This is a genomic window from Plesiocystis pacifica SIR-1, assembly GCF_000170895.1.
Taxonomy (GTDB): domain Bacteria; phylum Myxococcota_A; class Polyangia; order Nannocystales; family Nannocystaceae; genus Plesiocystis; species Plesiocystis pacifica.
In genome coordinates this window covers 63,394-83,643 of sequence record NZ_ABCS01000004.1, presented here as the reverse complement: position 1 = coordinate 83,643, position 20,250 = coordinate 63,394, and the positions used below count along the sequence as shown (strand labels likewise).

Annotated in this window: 12 protein-coding genes; 6 read left to right on the top strand and 6 right to left on the bottom strand. The window is 71.2% G+C overall.

Annotated elements, in window-relative coordinates:
* Window positions 1–74 precede the first annotated feature (74 nt).
* Entirely contained in the window at window positions 75–5,417 is a 5,343-nt protein-coding gene (locus PPSIR1_RS03275; RefSeq protein WP_006969557.1) for a HEAT repeat domain-containing protein, read from the top strand.
* Here the strand turns inward: PPSIR1_RS03275 and PPSIR1_RS03270 are convergent.
* Window positions 5,409–6,773, bottom strand: coding sequence for an MATE family efflux transporter (locus tag PPSIR1_RS03270; RefSeq protein WP_006969556.1), 1,365 nt, complete (start codon window positions 6,771–6,773; stop codon window positions 5,409–5,411). The genes PPSIR1_RS03275 and PPSIR1_RS03270 overlap by 9 nt on opposite strands.
* A gap of 174 nt (window positions 6,774–6,947) precedes the next feature.
* Between PPSIR1_RS03270 and PPSIR1_RS49065 the strand changes: the two genes are divergently transcribed.
* The gene (locus tag PPSIR1_RS49065; protein WP_053335307.1) at window positions 6,948–7,685 is read left to right on the top strand and encodes a hypothetical protein; all 738 of its coding nucleotides are present in this window, start codon (window positions 6,948–6,950) and stop codon (window positions 7,683–7,685) included.
* A 698-nt stretch (window positions 7,686–8,383) separates the two neighbouring features.
* Complete coding sequence (locus PPSIR1_RS47320) at window positions 8,384–8,971, top strand: hypothetical protein (RefSeq protein ID WP_006969554.1); 588 nt, start codon at window positions 8,384–8,386, stop codon at window positions 8,969–8,971.
* Here the strand turns inward: PPSIR1_RS47320 and ltrA are convergent.
* The 5 genes from ltrA to PPSIR1_RS03240 all read right to left on the bottom strand — a co-directional run bounded on the left by ltrA (window position 8,860) and on the right by PPSIR1_RS03240 (window position 15,622).
* Window positions 8,860–10,161, bottom strand: a complete 1,302-nt coding sequence (gene ltrA / locus PPSIR1_RS45545) for a group II intron reverse transcriptase/maturase (protein ID WP_086000970.1) — start codon at window positions 10,159–10,161, stop codon at window positions 8,860–8,862. The genes PPSIR1_RS47320 and ltrA overlap by 112 nt on opposite strands.
* Before the next feature lie 801 nt (window positions 10,162–10,962).
* Window positions 10,963–13,689 carry a M48 family metalloprotease gene (locus PPSIR1_RS03255; protein WP_006969552.1) on the bottom strand — a complete coding sequence of 909 codons (2,727 nt, stop codon included), beginning with the start codon at window positions 13,687–13,689 and terminating at the stop codon, window positions 10,963–10,965.
* A gap of 2 nt (window positions 13,690–13,691) precedes the next feature.
* Window positions 13,692–14,363, bottom strand: coding sequence for a hypothetical protein (locus PPSIR1_RS03250; RefSeq protein ID WP_157595157.1), 672 nt, complete (start codon window positions 14,361–14,363; stop codon window positions 13,692–13,694).
* A 54-nt stretch (window positions 14,364–14,417) separates the two neighbouring features.
* Complete coding sequence (locus PPSIR1_RS03245; RefSeq protein ID WP_006969550.1) at window positions 14,418–14,861, bottom strand: SPOR domain-containing protein; 444 nt, start codon at window positions 14,859–14,861, stop codon at window positions 14,418–14,420.
* Window positions 14,862–15,169: 308 nt separating this feature from the next.
* The gene (locus PPSIR1_RS03240; protein ID WP_045115291.1) at window positions 15,170–15,622 is read right to left on the bottom strand and encodes a hypothetical protein; all 453 of its coding nucleotides are present in this window, start codon (window positions 15,620–15,622) and stop codon (window positions 15,170–15,172) included.
* Between the two features lie 169 nt (window positions 15,623–15,791).
* Here PPSIR1_RS03240 and hemB point away from each other — a divergent pair, with 169 nt between their 5' ends.
* The 3 genes from hemB (at window position 15,792) to PPSIR1_RS03225 (ending at window position 20,234) form a co-directional block, all read left to right on the top strand.
* Window positions 15,792–16,778 (top strand): porphobilinogen synthase, encoded by a 987-nt coding sequence (gene hemB / locus PPSIR1_RS03235; protein WP_006969548.1) that lies wholly within the window; start codon window positions 15,792–15,794, stop codon window positions 16,776–16,778.
* Between the two features lie 124 nt (window positions 16,779–16,902).
* Entirely contained in the window at window positions 16,903–18,696 is a 1,794-nt protein-coding gene (locus PPSIR1_RS03230; protein ID WP_053335306.1) for an AMP-dependent synthetase/ligase, read from the top strand.
* Between the two features lie 113 nt (window positions 18,697–18,809).
* Complete coding sequence (locus PPSIR1_RS03225; protein ID WP_006969546.1) at window positions 18,810–20,234, top strand: NYN domain-containing protein; 1,425 nt, start codon at window positions 18,810–18,812, stop codon at window positions 20,232–20,234.
* Window positions 20,235–20,250 lie beyond the last annotated feature (16 nt).

Genomic DNA, 20,250 nt, shown 5'->3' with positions numbered 1-20,250 from the left:
GCCTCTCCTCGTCCCTTTTTCGCACCCGCGCCGCTCGACCCGAGCGCCCGCGGGTGCGATCGTTTGGCACCCCCGTGCGCGACCTCGACATCTGGCAGACCCTCTCCCGTGCCGAGCCGAGCACCCCGGCCGCGGACCTGCTCCCCGCCCTCGACAGCCTCGCTAGCGCCGGCCGCAAGGAGCCGACCATCCTGGCGATCAACCTCGGGGGTGTGCGATCGCTGTGCAACCACGACGATCCCCAGGTGCGCGCGGGGGCGTGTCGGGTGCTCGGCGGGGTCGAGGGCATCGAGGGGCTGCGGGCCCTGATCGGAGCCCTCGACGACGACGCCCCCGAGGTCCGCGAGGCCGCCGCCCGGGGCCTCGCGGCGAGCTTTTCGGCGCCCAAGGACCCGCGCTGGATCCACCTGCTCTTCCACCCCCGCCCCGACGTCCGCCGCCTGGCCCTGCGCTCGAGCCACGGCAGCGTCAAGGCCCAGGGCGTGTACCTGCGCTGCGACGCGGACCCCGAGAACGCCGAGCTGGCGCGGGCGCTGCCCTGGCCCGAGGGCGGCTTCGCCCTAGCCCTGGCCCTGTTCCGCAGCGGCCACGCCACGGCCGGAGAGGTCGTCGCCCAGCTCGCGCGCAGCAAGGACGAGCTGCCCAGGCTGCTCGCCCGGGGGCCTGGGCGCAGCCTCGAGCAGGCCGAGGCGCTGCTCGGGTGGATCGAGGGCGCTGGGAAAGATGCTGGGAAAGATGCTGGGAAAGATGTTGGGAAAGCCCCCAAATCTCGACCTGGGCAGCCGGTCGACGCCGAGGCGATGGCGGCGGCCTTCGGCGAGGACCCCCACCTCGAGAGCCTCGCCCTGCTGCTCAGCGCCCACCCCCAACCCGCGGCCCTGCGCGCGCTGGTCCAGGCCATCGGCCCGCGCACCATCGACGCCGCCGTCCAGACCCGGCTGTGCGCCGCCCTGGTTCAGGTCGTGCTCGAGCACCTCGGCGAGCTCGAGGGCGAGGACGCCCCGCCGGCCCTCGTCGCCCTCCTCGACGTCGCGGTCCGCCTGCGCCCGCGCCTTTGCCTGGCCCGGCGGCTGCCCGCGGCCTTGCTGCGCAGCGTCGCCCGGGGGCTCCAGCCCATGCCCCGGGCGGGCCAGCGCGCCCGGGCCAAGCTCGTCGCCAAGCTGGTCCGCTCCCCGCTGTGCCGCGGGCCCGCGGGCGAGCTGCTCCTCGACGTGGCCCTCGGGCTGATGTGCCTCGGCGGCCGGCCCAGCGTCGTGCGCCTGCTCGAGCTCATCCCCCGCGCCGAGGTCACCCGTCGCCTCGCCCAGTGCCCGCAGCCGGCCCTCGGCGAGTGGGGCTACATGTGCCGCCTGGTCGAGTCCGACGAGCAGGCCGCGGAGCTCCTGAAGCTCTGCGGCCGCGCCAACGCCCAGCGCATGGCCGAGCTCCGCGCGATCGCCCTGGCGGCGTGGGGCACCAAGGTCGAGCGGACCCGCCTGATCGTCCGCGGCCTGGGCCGGGCGGCCCTGCGCCAGCTCGGCGAGGGCCTCGTATCCCTCGCCGAGGCCGGCGTCCTCCCCCGCCTCGACAAGCTCTCGCGCTGTATCCACGTGTTCGTCAAGGAGCTCGAGCCGGCGACGGCCGCCCAGCTGCTCCAGTCCCGGCTGCGCCGCCTGCCCCTGCACACGGGCGAAGGCGACAGCCCCGTGATCCGCACCGGCGAGTTCGAGCTCGTCCACGCCCTGTTCAAGGTCCTCCCGCCCCCCACCCTCGAGCTGCTGCTGTCCGGCCTCGAGCTCGACGCGCTCTCGGCCCTGGGCCGGCGCATCGCGTCCGAGGACCTGCCCCTGCTCCCGAGCCTGGTCCAGAGCATCGCCAACGCCCTGGCCAAGCGCGAGGAGGAGCCGGCGCGGGCCCTGTCCCGGGAGCTGCTCCTCGCCCTCGCCCCGCCGATGCCTTCGGCGCACCGGATCAGCAGCCGCAGCAGCGTCGCCTCGCTGAGCTCCGCCGAGGTCGAGGCCATCGCCATGGTCATGCCGGCGGACCTCGAGCGCGCCCTCGCCCCCGCCCTCGCCGGCCCGAGCATCGGCCTCGCCCCCGCCCTCGCCCGGCGCCCCGACCCCGCCCTGCTCACGACCCCGGTCCCGGCCATGCGCGCCGCCGCCTGCGTCGCCCTGCTCGGCTCCCACGACTCGCTGACGCTGATCGCCGAGCAGTTCGATCGCTTCTGGGACGCGGCGGACTCGGAGTTCGAGAGCGCGGTGGTCGGCGCGGCCGTCAACACCTGGCAGACCGCCCGCGAGCTCGGGCCCCTGGGCCACGCGTGGATGCACTGCTGGGAGCAGCACGCGTTCGCCTTCGGCGAGTGGCTGCGCAGCTTTGGCAGCGCCAAGGCCAACCCCGCCGACAGCGCCCGCTTCCGCGCCGCCCTCGAGCGCTGCGCGAGCTTGCCCTCGCCCATCCTGCGCCGCCGCGCGTGGATGGCCGCGTCCCGGGTCGTCTCGCTGTGGGCGACCCGCGATCGCGGGCGCGGCGAGTCCAAGCTCGAGGCCGTCGACGACCCCGAGCTCCCGGCCTTCCTCGTCGATCAGCTCGACACCGACCTCGGCCCGAGCGCGGCCCAGCTGCTCGTCAGCCTGCACCTGGCCCGCTGCTGCCGCGCGGCCCTCGACGCCCAGCGCCCCCGCGTCCTCGCGTCCGCCGTCGACTACGACCAGGTCACCCGCCACACCCTGTCTCGCTGGGTCCGCATCGACGGCCTGCCCAACCGCACCGTCGCCGCCCGGGCCGAGCGCACGCCCGTGCGCGAGAGCCTGCTCGGGCGCGTGCGCATCACCGAGGACCTCGAGCTGCTGCGCGCGTCGGCCCTCGACCGCAACGCGATCCTGGTCAACGAGGCGGTGCTGCGCCTGCTGACCCTCGGCGGCCGCGGCGAGGGGGTGCTCGCCGAGCTGCTCGAGGCCACCGTCCCCGCCGAGGGCTCCGCTCCAGACGAGGCCGCCGAGCGCACCTTCCCCCCGCGCATCGACGTGCTCATGGACAGCGTCCCGCTGTGGGAGGACCCCGCCGCCATCGCCCGCCTGCGCGCCCTGGTCGAGCGCCCGGGCATCGACGCCGAGCTGCGCTTTCGCCTGAGCATGGCCTTCGCCGAGCGCGGCGAGCTCGAGCGGGTCCCCGCCGCCCTCGAGGCCGCCCGCAGCCCCGAGGGCACCTCCCGCAACCCGGGGTGGTTCCGGGCCAGCGACTGGCAGGCGCTCACCCAGGTCGCCGAGCTCGACGCCATCGCCGACGCCCTCGTCGACAGCCCCCACCCCCACGCCTACCGCCTCGCCGTCGAGCGCTGCGTGGCCAAGACCGACTCGAGCGCGGTCCCGGCCCTGCGCCGCTTCCTCGCCGTCGACAGCTGCCGCCCCTCGGACCTGCGCCGCGGCGCGGCCCTGACCTTGCTGTCCAAGTCCGACGAGACCGGGCTGCCCGTGCTCATGGCTCAGGCCTGCGCCGCCCAGCGAGACCGGGGCGTCGGCTGGCTCCGCGGCCTCGGCCCCGAGCTGTCGGGGCGCGTGGCCGCGGCCATCGTCGACGCGGCGCTGATCGGCGGCAAGTCCAGCTGCCTCGAGTCCCGGGCCCTCGGCGTCGCCCGGGCGTGCGCGGGGCCAGCGGCCAGCGAGTCCCTGCGCCGCCTGCTGCTCGACGGCCGCGACGCGAGCGTGCGCCCCCAGCTGATCCGCGCGACCTCCAACTTCCGCGAGCGGCGGCTGCGGATGCTCGACGTCGCCGAGATGTTCGCCTGGGGCGTGCGCCGTGGCCTCGAGCTGACCGGCGGGCTGTTCAGCGTGCACATGACCGAGCGCCGCGAGGACTTCGGCTACACGCGCATGAACGAGGCGCGCATCTACGTCTCGACCCTGCCCTACCTGGCGAGGGCCCGCCACGGCCGGCAGATCGTCGAGGCCCTGATCCTGCACGAGTTTGGCCACCACATGTTCCACGGCGGCGAGGCGGGCGAGGCCGTGTGGAAGCGAGCCCAGGCGCAGGGGCTGCACGGCGTGCTCAACCTCGTCGCCGACGAGCACCTCGAGCGCAACCTCCGGGCGCTCCGGGCCGACTACGGCGATCGCCTCAAGCGCCTGGGCGCCCACGCCTTCCAGCACGCCGAGCGCGAGTTCGAGTGCAACTGGCTGCTGACCGCCCTCGGGCCTGCGGCCTTCGCCACCTTGACCACCACCGAGCTGCGCCCCGCCTTCGACCCCACCAGCGTCCGCGCGCACCGGGGCACGCTGCTGCGCCAGCTCGAGCGCAGCGGCAGCGCCTGGGCCCGCTTCGCCCGAGCCCTGCGCCTGGGCCTGGGCAACCGCCACGACGATCCCCGCGTCGCCGAGGCCCTGACCCTGTTCACGCCCAGCTTCCGCCGCCTCGACATGGAGGGGCTGTGGGCCATCACCGAGCGCCTCGCCGAGCTCTTCGCCCACGAGCTGCCCACCGCGGACCTGTGCGGCGGCCACGAGACCCTGGGCGCGTCCGAGCGCGAGGCCCAGGTCCGGGGCGAGAACATCGGCGACGAGGATCTTCAGCAGGAGGTCGAGCGCATCCTCGACCCCCGGCGCCAGCCCGAGTCGGCGGCCAAGCAAGCCGGCAGCGACGGGCCGCCGCGCCTGGCCATCAACGTCAGCGGCGAGGTCGACTTCGACCGCATCACCCGCGTCGAGCGGCTCTCGCCCCGCCCCGACGAGCACCGCCGCGTCGCCGCCGAGGTCAAGCGCCACGCCAACCACCTCGCCGAGTTCTTCGCCAGCATGGGCGTCGCCCTGGTGCCCAAGCGCGGGCGCATGCGCGGGCGCAGCTTCGACCGCGGGCGCCTGACCGCCGTCGTCACCCGCCAGGACCCGCGCATGCTGATCGCCCGGGAGCCGCAGATCACCACGGACCTGTTCATCGGCGTGGTCATCGACTGCTCGGGCTCCATGCGCCTGCGCGACCACATGGAAAAGGCGATCCGCTTCGGCGTGCTCTTGGCCGAGGCCGCCGCCCCCGTCGACAACGTCGACGCGCGCTTCTTCGGGTTCACCGATCAGCTCATCTACGACGCCGGCGACGCCCGCCGCTGCGCCGTGACCTCGCTCGTGACCGGCGGGGGCAACAACGACGCCGCCGCCCTGGCCCACGTCGCCAAGGTCGCCATGGCCTCCCGGCGCAAGGCCAAGCTGCTCGTGATGATCAGCGACGGCCTGCCCACGGAGTGCAGCGTCGACGCCCTGCGCGGCCTGGTCCTCCACCTCACCCGACGCCACGGGATGATCTGCGCCCAGGTGGCCGTGCGCGCCCTCGAGGAGGTCTGCTTCCCCCACTACGTGTCCCTCGACGCCGAGTCCGTCGAGCTCGCCACGCACCGCTTTGGCCTGCTGATCAGCAAGCTCGCCCGCCAGGCGCTGTCAGGCTGAGGGCTGGCGCAGGGTCCCGGGCACGGCCGCGGCCAGGGTCAGGCCGCGGGCCGCCATGAAGGCGATGAGCGCGAACCACAGCATCGAGGGCCCGCCGCCCGCGTAGCGCGAGGCCAGGGCCAGGGGCAAAAAGCCCACGCCAAAGGACAGCAGCATCGCCCGAGACAAGGTCCGCCCCGCGGCCAGGCCGATGAAGTAGCCGTCGAGCACGTAGGCCAGCGAGCCGAGCAAGAGCACGACCACCAGCCAGCCCCGGGCCGCGACGACGGTGGCGAGCAGCTCGGGCTGGTCGGTCAGCAGGCCAAACAGGCCCGGGAAGGCGATGAAGGCCCCGGCGAAGGCCGCCCCCGTGCCCAGGCCCCAGCGCAGCGCGAGCAACAGCAAGCGGCGCAGCCCGCCGCGGTCGTCCCGACCGGCGGACTCCCCCGTGAGGCTCTCCGTGGCGTGGGCGAAGCCGTCGACGAAGTAGCTCGCCAGGCCGAGGACCCGCAGCAGCAGGGCGTTGGCCGCGAGCAGGGTCGAGGAGAAGGCGGCCGAGAAGTTGGTGAAGATCGCAAACGCGCCGATCAGCGCCAAGGTGCGCAGCCAGATGTCGCGGCCGAGGCTGAGCAGCGGTCGCAGCCGCGTCCAGCTCAGGACCTCGGAGGCATCGGGGGATCGCGCGTCCGCGTCACCCGATGCTCCATCCGCGAGCTCCCGCCAGGCCCGACGCGCGATCGGCAGGGCCACGAGCAGGCTCGCCACCTGGCTCGCCATCGTGGCCCAGCCCGCGCCCGCGGCCCCCCAACCCCACTCGACGATGAACAGGTAATCCAGCGCCACGTTGGTGCCGTTGCTGACCGTCGCGAGCACGAGGATCGGCCGCGTGCGCTGCAGGCCCAACAGCCAGCCGGTCACGCAAAAGTTCAGCAGCACCGCCGGCGCCGCCCAGATCCGTGCGTCGAAGTAGGCCCGCGCCGCGGCCTCCACCGCCGGCTCGCCGTCGAGGACCGCGAAGGCCAGCCAGGCCACGGGGCCCTGCGTCGCCAGGATCAGCCCCGCGAGCACGCAGGCGATCAGCCCCGCGCGCAGCAGCAGCGCCCGCACCTCCCGGACCTCCCCGCGCCCGAAGGCCTGGGCGCTCAGCCCCGTGGTCCCCATGCGCAGGAAGCCAAAGGACCAATAGAGCATGTCGAACACGACCCCGGCGAGGGCGACCCCGGCGAGCGGCTCGAGCACCTCGAGGTGGCCGAGGATCGCCGCGTCGACGAGGCTGGCGACCGGGACCATCAGCGAGGCCACGATGCTCGGCACGGCCAGGCCGAGAAAGCGTCGGCGCAGGCCGGGCGCGGCTTCGTGGTCGGGCGGCTCGGCCATGGCCGGGGCTATAGCAAATCGAGCTTGGAGGGCGAGCCAGCTCCGTCGGGCTCCGCAAAGCCCGCACGCCGAGCCCAGACTCCGCTATCATCGACGCGCTGCCCGTCGGATGCATGACCCGCCGGGCGAACCCCATTGGACTACGAACTCCTCACTTTCGAGAGGAAGGCCCCCATGTTCTCGCGTACCCACCGCTCCTCCCCCCTGTCCCCCATCGCCCTGTGCGGGCTCCTGGCACTGAGCCTCGCGGCCTGCGGCGAAGATGAATCCATCGGCGCCTCATCCACCGGCGGCAACGACGAGGTCGGAGAGGCCGGAGACTCCGGGACCGCCAGCGACGACCAAGAAGGCGGCAGCGCCGATCAGGACTCGTCGACGGACGCAGACTCCACCGCCGAGGACACCGACGGCACCATGGACTCCACCACGGACGGCGGCATGGACACCACCACCGACGGCGGCATGGATACCACCACCGACGGCGGCATGGACACCACCACCGGCGGCATGGACACCACCACCGACGGCGGCATGGATACCACCACCGACGGCGGCATGGACACCACCACCGGCGGTATGGACACCACCACCGACGGCGGCATGGATACGACCACCGATGGCGGCATGGACACCACCACCACCGACGGCGGCATGGACACCACCACCACCGGCGGCGATCCGATCTGCGACCCGGATCTCATGGACATCCCCTGCCTCACCTGCATCAAGGACTCGTGCTGCACCGAGATCGTCGCTTGCCTCGATGACGGCCCGTGCACCTGCGCCTACGACTGCGTGAGCATGGGCGGCGATCCCCAGACCTGCCAGATCAACTGCAACGCCTTCAACGGGGCCTCGAACGCCCTGCTCCTGTGCGGCCAGCTCAACTGCTCGGCCGAGTGCATCCCCTGAGATCGCCCAGATCACCCACAAAGTCGTCTGACGCCGCTTTGCCCGCCGCAAAGTGGCGTCATTCATTTAAGACCACACAAAGGGCCTCCCACACCTCTAATGCCAACACAGTGGCCTCCTTGGGGCACTGCGGCCTCCTGCCTCAGCTCTCCCTGTGGCATCTTGCCCCGATGGGCACTATAGGAACCTTCAGGGATGAGCGAAGACGATCTTCACCGCCAAGAATTTCAGCGAGGCTGAAATCTTTTAGGCAGAATGTGCAAAAACGAGCATTGTTCAGAGCGCACTTGACTATCCCGTGATCGCCTTCGCCCATGCAATTCTGCCGTATTTCCTAGAATAACAGCGTATGGAGCGTGATTCACAAGTACGTGTTGGCCTTAAGCGCAGGAGAGTGTGTGCCAAATCGCCCCAATTTTCAGCGTGCTTTACGCCGCCGACCACGCAAATCCAGCCCTGCTGGATTTTTTTGATATATCTGTTGAAAATCGAGCTTCCCCGGTGTAAACCAAGAGTCGACGAGATCAGAGCGCCTCCCCGCTGCGGCTCCAAGGACGGAGTAATGTGATTCAGCGAGCAGGTAACAATGCGTACACTCCAGGATTGGGAGTGATGATTTGGTCTACGGACCGCCAGCACACGGACGTGCTGGGCCAAGGATGGTGATGCAGGTCGGGCCAACTCGTCGACGGAGCCAAGTGATGCGCTACATCCGGATGTACAAGGGCAATGAAGACGGCGGTCCCGGGGTCACCCTCTACGAGATCGACGAGCACGGCTGGGTCTACCGGCAGCTTCAGGTCCACTCCGAAGGCGTCCGCTTCTCCCCGGAGGACATCCTCCTGCGTCGACCGGTGAGCGTGGGCTACATGGCCAGCCACCCCGACGCCGAGGAGATCAGCGCCGAGGAGTTCGAGCTGCACTGGGCCGAGTTCGACCATCGCCGTCGCTTCCGCCGGAGCATCCCGAACCCGTGGCGCTGCTGGCGGGGCAGCCTCGGCGACTTCGAGCTGCGCTGGATCCCCGCGGGCGCCCACCCCGGCGGCCCCTGGGTGCGCGTCCCCGGCTTCCTCCGCCTCTACGTCCACGGCACCTCGGACGACGCCTGGTCGGTGCAGCGCCAGCTCTTCCTCGAGCGCGAGGTTCGCTGGACCGCGCCCGTCGCCAGCGAGGTCTACGCCGCGGACGACGTCCCCGTGCGCCAGGTCGTCGACGGCCCCGGCCTCGCCGGCGCGCTGTGGACCGAGAGCGGGCCGATGCAGGCCGCGACCGTCGCCCTGGCCTGAGCCAACGCGCTCTCCCGAACGAACAGACCGACGCGGCCCCGGCCCCGTCGGTCTGTCGCGTTTTTTGTCCACCCCTCGACGTCTCGGAGTCCTCGTCGGCTTTCTGTCAGCCCGAAGTACCTCCACCACCCCTGCAGGTAGCGTTGCAGCTGCCACACCACCTGCTCCACACGCCGTCCGCGACGCTTGTTCGTAAGCTCGCGGACGCGCTCCTTCATCCTTTCCATGGACTTGCTCGCCACCCCGATCTTCGTCTCGCCCTTCTTGTTGACCCACAGGTCAAACCCCAAGAATGGTCGCTCGTAGACCCGAGCGACCGTGCTCTTCGACTCGTTGACTCGCAGCCGCAGCTTGGCGAAGCGCTTGATGAGCGCGCCCATCACCCGCTCCCCCGCTCGCTTCGACCGCACGAGCACCCGGAGGTCGTCCGCGTAGCGGACAAACGCGTGGCCGCGTCGCTCGAGCTCCTTGTCCACCTCGTCGAGGTACACGTTCGCAAGTAGAGGCGACAGCGGTCCGCCTTGCGGCGTCCCTCGCCTCTGCTCCACCTTCACCCCGTTGACCATCACGCCGGCCGAGAGGTAGCGGCGGAGCGTCCTGAGCAGTCGACGGTCCTCCAAGCGCTTGGCTAGCCGCCCCATCAGCATGTCGTGGTTGACCCGGTCGAAAAATTTCTCCAGGTCGATGTCCACGACCCACACTCGCCCTTCGGTCACGTAGTCCCGCATCTGCGAGACCGCGTCGTGGGCCGAGCGGCCCGGCCGAAAGCCGTAGCTGTGGTCGCTGAAGGTTGGATCCAGCCGCGGCTGGAGGACTTGCAGGATCGCCTGCTGGATCACACGGTCGCCCACCGTCGGGATGCCGAGCTCGCGCTCGCCTCCCCCGCGCTTGGGGATCTGCACCCTTCGCACCGGCTTGGGTTCGTAGCTGCCCGCGAGCAGCTGCTCGCGCATCCCAGGCCACTGCTCGCGCATCCACCTGGGCAGCTCTTCGACCGTCATCCCGTCGATGCCAGGACTTCCACGGTTTTGCCTGACTCGTTTCGCCGCGCGCTCGAGGTTGCGGTGGTCGACCACCTCTTCCATGAGCGCGCGCGTGCCTGGGCCCTCGTTTCCGGTCCTCGCCGACGAGGCCTCCTCGCTCCCCTCGGGCGTCCCGGATCCACCGGTGGCCCACAGGGGGAGCTCCATTTGTTTGGACGTCTGAGGCATGGTCTCGTCGAGATTCTCGGGCGTCGTGCCCTCGCTATCGTTCGGTCCTTGTGGCGCCCTTCGACGCCTTTCGTGACCTCTGCTGACTTCTCGCTCCGCGTGCGTGACCACGTGGCCCTTTCAGGCCCCTAGAGCGAGAGCTCCCCGGGTAAGGACACCGGCCTTCCCAGCGCGATCGCCGGATGCACGTGACGCCGTGTTCGGCCACGAAGAGCTTCGCGTTCACTCGCACGCTCGCCCTCGGCGCCCCGCCTCTGATCCGGTTTCTGTGCGTCGACCCGCTGGTTCGTTTCACGCTTCTTTCAGACCCTCAGTCGCCCTCGGGCCCTTACGCTTCCCTTTCTTCGTTCGTGGCTCCTTGGAGGAGGACTTTCACCTCCAGGTCGGTGTCCATGCCGGGCACACGAACCCACGCCCCCGCGAGCGGGGGCGACCACATGCCTTCTCCAAGGCACGAACTCCATTGCCCACCAAGCCAAAGCGGAGGAGCGGAGCGACGAAGCGTCCCCGGTGCAGGAGCGCCTGTGGGGGCAAAGTAGAACTCAGGGACTGTGAGTAAATCACAGTCCCTGTCTATTTTAGCCGTCGTGGACGACGCCACGCCCTCCCTGCCCCACGTCCACGACTCAGAGATTGTCAAGGAATCCACGCCCCCGCTCGCGGGGGCGACCACCAGCCTTCTCGAAGGCACGAACCCCATTGCCCACCAAGCCAAAGCGGAGGAGCGGATAGCGACGAAGCGCCCCCGGTCCTCAGATGCCTGTGGGGGCAGAGCAGAACTCAGCCGAAGCTCGCCCGGCGCAGGCGGACGTAGTCCTCGGACAGGTAGAAGCTCAGCAGCGCCGCGACGCGCACGGCCAGATCGTCGAGGCGCGCCCGCTCGCGCTCGTCGTCGGGGCGGGTCTGCCGGGTCAGGCACGCGCGCAGGCCGTGGCTGACGACCAGGGGCCACTGGCTCAGGTGCGCGGGGTGGACCGCGAACATGCCGCGGATCGCCGCCCGCGGATCGCCGCACGCGACCAGCCCTGCCCGATCGGCGGTCAGCTGCATGACCCGGTGCGCGGCCACGAGCTGGCTGTTGTCGCTGGCCAGGCTGTGGCTGTCCCGGGCCGCCAGCTTCTTGCGCCAGCGGTTGATGGCCGGCGCGCCGACCTTGTCGAGCAGGTGCTTGGCCGGCGCCTTGAGGCCCTTGAGGATGGGCGCGGCGGCGATCACCATGCCGAGCCCCGAGAGCCCCAGGTCGAGGGTCCCGGACCACACCTCGGTGCTCGTGACGCGGCTGTGGCCAAAGCGCAGGTGGGCGAGCTCGCAGGTCACCGCGAAGCGCAGCGCGGCCTCGTCGAGGTGGGCGTGGTTGTCGGGGTCGAGGTGGTCGCCGCCGAGGAGCATGAAGGCGGTGCTGCCCTCGTAGGCGCGCAGACCCACGGACTTGTCGCCCCGGGATACGAAGGGCTCGACGCCGCCGAGGCCGAGCAGCACCGAGGCGTCGGCGAGGGCCCGGGACAGCGCCGTGGCCTTGGCCAGGTTGGCGCGCTCGCAGTAGCTCTTGAGCTGGGAGCAGTCGGGCACGGTGACCTTGGCGAGCATGCCCTGGAGGCGGCCGAGCACGCCGTCCTCGCGCGCGGCGGGGTGGCGCAGGAGCTCGAGCTCGTCGGCGGCGAGGGGTCGAGCGCGGAGCTTGCGTTCGCTCGCCGCTTCGTCCGCGCCGGGGCGCTCGCTGAGCTCCGGCGCGGGCAAGCCCGAGCTCCCGATGAAGGGCATCTGCTCGTCGGCGAAGCCGTCCTCGTCGAGCATCGCGCGCACGAACTCGGCCCGCTCGCGCAGCCTCAGCTCGCCGAACTGCTCGTCCGCGCCGGCGTCACCGTCGATGGCCGCGAGCAGGGTCTCGATGCGCGTCGAGACCAGGGGCTGGAGCTGCGCGAGCTCGGCGAGGGCGGGGACGTGGCCGTCGCCCAGCTCGCGGTGCGCCGCGGCGGCGAGCTCGTGGAGCTCGACCCGGATGGTCTGCCCGCCGCGCTCCGCCGACACGGGCAAGAGGTCCTGGAGCGCCTCGCTGGGCAGGGCGTCGCGGCGCTGCTCGAGCACGTCGAGGGCGCGCTGGGCCTCGCCCAGGGCCAGCAGGTGCTCGACGAGGACGAAGTCGAGGACCGCAGCGCCGACCAGGTCGTGCTCGTCGAGGCGCGCTTGCATCAGCGGCCGGATGGTCTCGTGCAGGGGCAGGGCCAGGGCGCTCGCGCTCGCCCCCAGCTCGCACAGCAGCTCGACGACGAGCTCGCCGCGCACGGGCCCGACGGACCAGGCGCGCCACCACTGCAGCAAGGCCTCGCGCGCGGGCGGCTCGCTGCCGCCGCGGCTCAGGGCCTCGAGGGCGTCGACCAGCGCCGGGCCGTGGCGCCTGCGCAGCCGCGCCCGACGCTCTTCGAGGCTCAGGTGCTCGCCGACCTCGGACTCGATCACCGAGCGGTCGACGGACAACTCGCCCACGGGCTCGACGAGCAGGGCGAGGGTCAGGGCCGCGTAGGCGTCGCGGTCGGCGAGCTGGCTCAAGACCGCCGCCGCTCGCTGGCCAGCGACGGAGCTCGGCCGGAACTGGCCCACGAGCCACAGCGCCCGCGCCAGCTCGCGCAGGCGCGCGTCGCCGTGGCTCGCCGTCAGCTCGGTGAGCGCGGAGACGCTGGCCTCGGCGGTCAAGGGGACGCGGTTGTCGAGGGGCGCGCCCTCGCTGAGCACCCCCAGGACGCCGCCGCCGATGCGCCCCGGCGTCCACGACAGCGGCGCGTCGTCGATGCTCTGCGACCACAGGTCACCGACGGGCGAGACCGCGGCGAGGGCCTGGCGGCGCTCGGTGATGACCAGGACCCGGGCGCTCGCCGAGCCCGGGCGCACGGGCGAGTCGGCGAAGCGCTCGAGCTCGTCGGTGCGCAACCACGCGAGCAGGCGCTCGTCGGCGTCGAGCCAGCGCAGCAGCCACGCCCGCTCCCGAGCCTCGATGGTGTCGACGAAGGGGCCGTCCCAGCTCCACGGGCCGTCGGGGTGATCGAGCTCGCCGCGTTCTTGGGCCCAGCTGCGTTGGGCGTCGGCGCTGGGCGCTGGGCGCTCGCCGAAGGCCCGGCCCACGCGGACCTTGGCGATCATCCGCTGCGCCTGCTCGCCCCGCCCCCAGGGCACGGCGAAGCGCCACGGCTCGGCCTCCAGGCGATCGCCGAGGGTTCGGCCGAGGTAACGCAGCGAGCGACCCGCGGCCAGCAGGTCGACGGGCTCGGCCTCTGGCGATCCGGGCGGCGCGTCGGTCAAGATCAAGAACAGGCCGGTGCGCGTGCGGCACAGCGTCGCCCCGCTCCGGCCTCCGCTCGCCAGGCGCACCGAGCCCCCGAGGCGCAGGGCCTCGACGAGCTCTCCGTGGCCCGCCTGTCGCAGGCGCTGCGCGGGCTCGGTCGGGACCGAGGCGTCGGGCGAAGCTCGCCCGCGCCGATCCGCGTCGACCGGCTGCTCGGCGCCCTCGCTCACGACTACTCAGCCGCCTCGCAGGGACCCCGGTAGGCGTACTGACGCCCGGGGCACGAGCCCGAGCTCTGGAAGTCGTTGCCGTTGCAGCTGCAGTAGGGGGCCAAGTCGGCGGTGCAGTCGGCCGTCCCGCAGGTCCCCTGGCTCATGGGCGCGCAGCCCTCGAGGCCCTCGCCGAGGCACTGCCCCGAGGCGCACTGGCGGCTGTCCTGGCACGGCTCCCCGTCGGCGAGCTTGGGCTCGCAGGGTCCGCGGTACTCGAAGCGATCGCCCGGGCAGCTGCCCGAGGTCTTGAATTCCTTGCCGTCGCAGCCGCAGTAGGCGACCAGGTCGCGGGTGCACATCCGGCCCGCCGGGTCTTCGACGCAGCGGCCCTCACCCTCGCCGCAGCCGACCCCCTCGCAGATCCCCCCCTCGCCGCAGTCGGCGTGGGTCGAACAGGACGCGCCCTTGGGCAAGTCCGGCCCCTGGCTGGTGGCGCCGGACGAGTCGCCGCCGTCGCCCTCGGCACCGGCGTCGCCGTCGTCTTGCTCGACGACGAAGCTCCCGCCCGAGTCCGCCGAGTCGGCGTCGTCGTCGGCCTTGCCGTCCGAGGTCGGCGAAGAGCTCGACTGCACCGAGGTGGTGCAAGCGAAAGAGAAGAGCGCGAGGATGAGCAAGCCGTGACGCTTCGGCACGAGAGTGAGGGTAGCATCCCCGCCCAGCGGGCCACCCGCCTCGGCGGTGCGCCCTCAGCAGCCCACCAATCGATCCAGGTCTTCCGGCGACACGAAGGCCTGCAGGCCCCCGTCCTCGAGGCGCGTCCGGGCGACCTCGGCGGCCTCGTAGTCGTCGAAGGGCCCCGCGAGCACGCGGTGCACGGGCGGGAGGCCGTCCTCGCCGGGCAGGGTCTCGACGAGCACGAAGCTCGGCGCGGGCGCGCCGAGGGTCTCGCCGACCCGATCCGCGAGGCGCTCGGCGCTGCCTGGATCGGGGACCACGTCGACCTGTAGCCACAGCTGCGTCGATCGCCCTAGGAGGTCAGGGCGTTCGGGGGGCTCGGCGGCCTCGCGGCTGCGCTCGACCAGCGCGGCGATCTCGAGGCCCAGATCGGTCCCGACCCCCTCGACGCGCTCGGCCAAGAGCGCGGGCGTGGGCAAGAGCGAGGCCAGGAACATCCACAGCGCGAACAGCATGCCCAGCTACAGTTCAACACGCGTGCCAAGGCTCGAAGGCCCCAGCAGCGGCCCTCTGCGCCCTCGCAGCGGCGACCGACAGCATTGCCATCATCACGTTCGCAATCATCGCGAACGCGTTCTCCCTGTCCTCAGAGGGTCGGCCAAAACGAGTTTGGCCAACCCTCTGTCTACTTTAGCCGTCGTGGACGACGCCACGCCCTCCCTGCCCCACGTCCACGACTCAGGGTCTGTGGATAAATCCACAGCCCCTGGCTATTTTAGCCGTCGTGGACGACGCCACGCCCTCCCTGCCCCACGTCCACGACTCAGAACTGCGAACGCGCGTTCGCTCCGAACCACAGCACCGGATCGAAGCGCAACTCCGCCACAGCCGCCCGCGGCAACAGGGCGAGATCGAAGCCGAAGGCACCCCCCCGATCGTCGAGGCTCAGGCGCAAACCAGCGCCGAGGCTCGCCCGACCCAGGCCCGCGCCGGTCCGGAACTCCCAGTGCTTGTTCGGGTCCATCGGCTCCCCGGTCAGCGAGCCGAGCAGGCCCAGGTCCGGCGGCGGCATCAGCTCGGTGGGCAGCGCGAGCACGAGCCGGGCGCTCTCGGGCTGCAGGTGCAGGTTTGGCCGGGCGCCGCGGACTTCGAGGGCCGGGGTGTCGAGCTGCAAGGGCGAGGCGGCCTGGGCGGGGAGCGACAGCCCGAGGCACAGGCACAGGCCGGAGAGGACCCCCGCGACTCGTGCACTGGCGAAGTCGACCACGCGCTCCACGACGGGACCATCATAGGCCAAGTCCGCCCGCGCTTGGGCGGCAACCAGCGCGAACGTCGTCGGCCCCGAAGAACGCCCGTTCTCGCCCGCGAGGGCGCCGCTACAAACGCGCCACAAAGCCGGGCCAGGCATGGACGCCGCGCGAAAACCATCCCACAGTCGTCGGCCCATGCCGCGCCTCGATCTTCCCTCCCGCCCCCGCCGCAACCGCAAGAGCGCGGCCATCCGCGACGCGATTCGCGAGACCTGGCTCGGCCCCGAGCACTTCATCTACCCCCTGTTCATCCACGAGGGCGGCGAGGACATTGCGATCACCTCGATGCCGGGCAAGTCCCGGCTCAGCCCCGCGGGCCTGCTCGCCGAGGTCGACCGCGCCGTGCAGCTCGGCATCCGCTCGGTCGTGCTCTTCCCGGCCATCGACGAGTCGCTCAAGACCGACGACGGCCGCGAGGCCCACAACCCCGAGGGCCTGATCCCCAAGACCATCGCCGCCCTCAAGGCGCGCTGGCCCGAGCTCATGGTCGTCACCGACGTCGCCCTCGACCCCTACTCGAGCGCCGGCCACGACGGCCTGGTCGCCCCGGACGGGCGCATCCTCAACGACGAGACCGTCGAGGTGCTGGTCGAGCAGGCGCTGTGCCACGCCCGCGCCGGCGCCGACATCATCTCGCCCTCGGACATGATGGACGGCCGCGTGGGGGCCATCCGCGACGCCCTCGACGACAACGGCTTCACCGAGGTCTCGATCCTCGCGTACACGGCCAAGTACGCCTCGGCCTTCTACGGGCCGTTCCGCGACGCCCTCGACTCCGCGCCCAAGCACGGCGACAAGAAGACCTACCAGATGGACCCCGCCAACGTCCGCGAGGCCCTGCGCGAGGTCGAGCTCGACGAGGAGGAGGGCGCGGACATGATCATGGTCAAGCCGGCCGGGGCCTACCTCGACGTCATCCGGGCGGTCCGCGAGGTCACCCCGCTGCCCATCGCCGCCTACCAGGTCAGCGGTGAGTACGCCATGCTCAAGGCCGCTTCCGAGCGGGGCTGGCTCGACGAGCGCAAGGTCGTGCTCGAGAGCTTGATGGCCATCCGCCGGGCGGGCGCCGACTTGATCCTCAGCTACTTCGCGCCCGAGGCCTCGGCCTGGCTCGCCGAGTAGACCCGGCGCCCCTCTGAGCGCCGTTCACCACGCCCAAACGGGGCCCAAACGGGCCCTGAGCGGGGGATCTCTGAAGACTCGTCGCGCTACCCGAGCGACCCCCCTTCGTGGTAGGGGTCGTTCGATGAGTGACGCGGCGATGCGAGATTTGCCCCCCAAGACCGTGATGCAGACCCTGGACGCGGCGGCCCAGACCTACGCCAGCCAGCCCGCCCTGCGTTGGAAGACGAGCTCGGGGCGCTGGGCCGAGACCAGCTGGAAGGACTACCGCGCCGAGATCCACCGCGCCGCGAAGGGGCTCATCGCCCTGGGCCTCGAGCCCGCAAAGGGCGTGTCGCTGATCGGCTTCAACTGCCGCCAGTGGATGATCGGCAACATCGCCTCGATCCACGCGGGCGGCGTGCCGGTCGGCATCTACACCACCAGCTCCGCGGAGCAGTGCCACTACATCGCCAGCCACTCCGACTCCAACATCGCGATCGTCGAGAACGCCGAGCAGCTGGCCAAGTTCCTCGAGATCCGCGAGCGGCTCCCGGATCTGAAGGCCATCGTGATGATGAACGGCGAGCACGACGACGCCGACGTGCACTCGTGGTCGGCCCTGCTCGAGAAGGGCGACAGCCTCGAGCAGTCGGCCCTCGACGAGCGCATGAGCGCGCAAAAGCCCGAGGACATCTGCACGCTCATCTACACCTCGGGGACCACCGGCAACCCCAAGGGCGTGATGCTCAGCCACGACAACCTGAGCTGGACCTCGGCCTCCGCCGCCTCGACCATGGAGATCGAGGAGGGCGCCCAGTTCCTCAGCTACCTGCCGCTCTCGCACATCGCCGAGCAGGTCGTGTCGATGTACGTGCCCATGCAGATCGGCGGGTGCAGCAACTTCGCCGAGAGCATGGAGAAGCTCGGCGACAACCTGCGCGAAATTCGGCCCAACGTGTTCCTGGGCGTGCCGCGGGTGTGGGAGAAGATCCAGGCCAAGATGATGGAGGCCGGGGCGAAAAACTCCGGGCTCAAGAAGAAGATCGCCGCGTGGGCCCGCGGGGTCGGGCTCAAGGCCGCGGCCGCCAAGGAGCGCGGCGAGGCCCCGCCGCTGGCCTACGGCCTCGCCGACAAGCTGGTGTTCTCCAAGGTCCGCGAGCGCCTCGGCCTCGACAACAGCCGGCTCAACGTGACCTCCGCGGCGCCCATCGCCAAGGAGACCCTCGACTTCTTCGCCAGCCTCGGCGTGCTCATCAACGAGGTCTACGGCATGAGCGAGTGCACCGGCCCGGCCACCATCTCGACCCCCGACAAGTTCCGGGTCGGCTGGGTCGGCTGGGCCCTGCCCGGCGCCGAGGTCAAGATCGACCACGACGGCGAGGTCTGCATGCGCGGCCGCAACGTGTTCAAGGGCTACTACAAGAACCCCGAGGCCACGGCCGAGGCCATCGACGCCGAGGGCTGGCTGCACTCCGGCGACATCGGCACCCAAGACGGCGACCTGTTCAAGATCACCGACCGCAAAAAGGACCTGATCATCACCGCCGGCGGCGAGAACATCGCCCCGCAGGTCATCGAGGGCAAGCTCAAGAACATCGTGTGGGTCAGCCAGGCCGTGGTCGTGGGTGACCGGCGCAAGCACCTGTCGGCGCTGCTGACCCTCGACGAGGACAAGTTCGACGAGATCCTCAAGCAGTCCGGCAGCACCGCCGAGACCCTGTCCGAGGCCGCCGAGGACGACAAGGTCCGCCAGTGGCTGTTCAGCTCGGTCCAGGAGGTCAACGGCGGCCTCGCCCGCGTCCAGCAGATCAAGAAGATCACGATCTTGCCCAAGGACCTGAGCATCGAGGGCGGCGAGCTGACCCCGACCATGAAGATCAAGCGCCGGATCATCCGCGACAAGTACGAGGCCCAGATCGAGGCCTTCTACGCCTGATCGCCCGCCCCCGACGAGGACCCGCGCGCTATCTGCCGGGTCCTCGTCGCGCGTTTTGTGCCCCCTGTTTCCACCTTTTTGATTTTGCCGCACCGACCGAATGGAGAGCACCGATGGCTGCCAATGACCGCATCGCGATGTTCATCGACTTTGAAAACCTCGTCTATGGGCTCGAGAACACCGAGCAACACGAAGGCCGGGCCGACATCGCCCTCGACGTCGAGCGCCTGGTCCGCTTCGCCCGCGACGAGGGCCGGCTGATCGTCGCCCGGGCCTACGCCGACTGGCGCAGCGCGAGCGTCCGCCAGCACCAGCGCGACCTCTACGTCCAGGGCATCGAGCCCATCAACGTGCTCGGCCGGCGCCACGGCAGCGAGGTCAAGAACTCCGTCGACGTGGCCCTGGCCGTGGACGCCGTCGAGTCCCTGTTCGAGCGCGACTACGACACCTTCGTGCTGATCTCCGGCGACCGCGACTTCCTGCCCCTGCTCCGCTGCATCCGCAGCCACGGCAAGCGGGTCGTGGGCGTGTCCGTGCGCGAGTCGGCGTCTCGGGACCTGCCCAACCTGTGCGACCGCTTCGTGTTCTACCGCGATCTGTGGGCGGCCTACGGCGTCGAGGAGCGGACCGAGGGGGCCGTCAGCGAGGTCCAGATCCGCGACTTCGCCGTGCTCAAGGAGCGCATCCACCAGCTCCTCGTCGAGGAGGTCGGGGCCGGCGGCGTGCTCGGGGCCACGCTCAAGCCGATGATCCGCAACCGCATCGACCCGGGCTTCGACGAGACCCGCTTTGGCTACCTCAAGTTCTCCAAGCTGCTCGAGGCCATGCCGGAGATGCTGCGCTGGGAGTACACCAGCGACGCCCACGGCGGAGACATCCGCGTCTACCCCATCGAGCGCACCGACACCCAGCCGCCGACCACGGCCGCCCCCGCGCCGCTGCCCGCGGCCACCCACAGCCCGACCACCGACGCCAACGCCAGCCGCACGGAGACCCCCTCGGCCAGCCTGCGCTCCCGCCCGGTCCCGCGCACCATGCCCCTCGACGCCTTCCTGAGCCGCTCGCGGGGCAAGCTCGACCGCACCGGCTTGCACCTCGAGCGCCGCGATCGCCTCGACGCGCTCGAGAGCATCTTCGCCGCCTTGCCGCAAAAGGACGAGTTCATGTCCCAGGCCGAGATCGTCGAGAACCTCGAGGGCCGGCGCACCGCCAACGGCCGGGAGCTCGCCCACGAGTCCCTGCGCCGCTACCTGTGGGCGCTCTACCAGTCCTTCGTGTTCGACATCCACCCCGACGACCGCGGCCTGCACCACCTCCAGCGCCGCCTGCAGCTCAAGACCGAGTTCCGCTCGGTCAGCGCCCTGGCCGTGCGCCTGGACCAGAGCCTGATCTACAAGGTCTGGGAGCTGCTGCCCGAGGCGGCGGAGGACCGCCTGGCCTACACCGTCGAGCTGCTCGAGTACGGCGACGAGGAGGAGCAGCGCGCCCTGGCGACCAAGCTGCTCGAGCGCGTCGAGAACACCCGCAAGATCTTCTAGGCCCCACGAAGCCCAC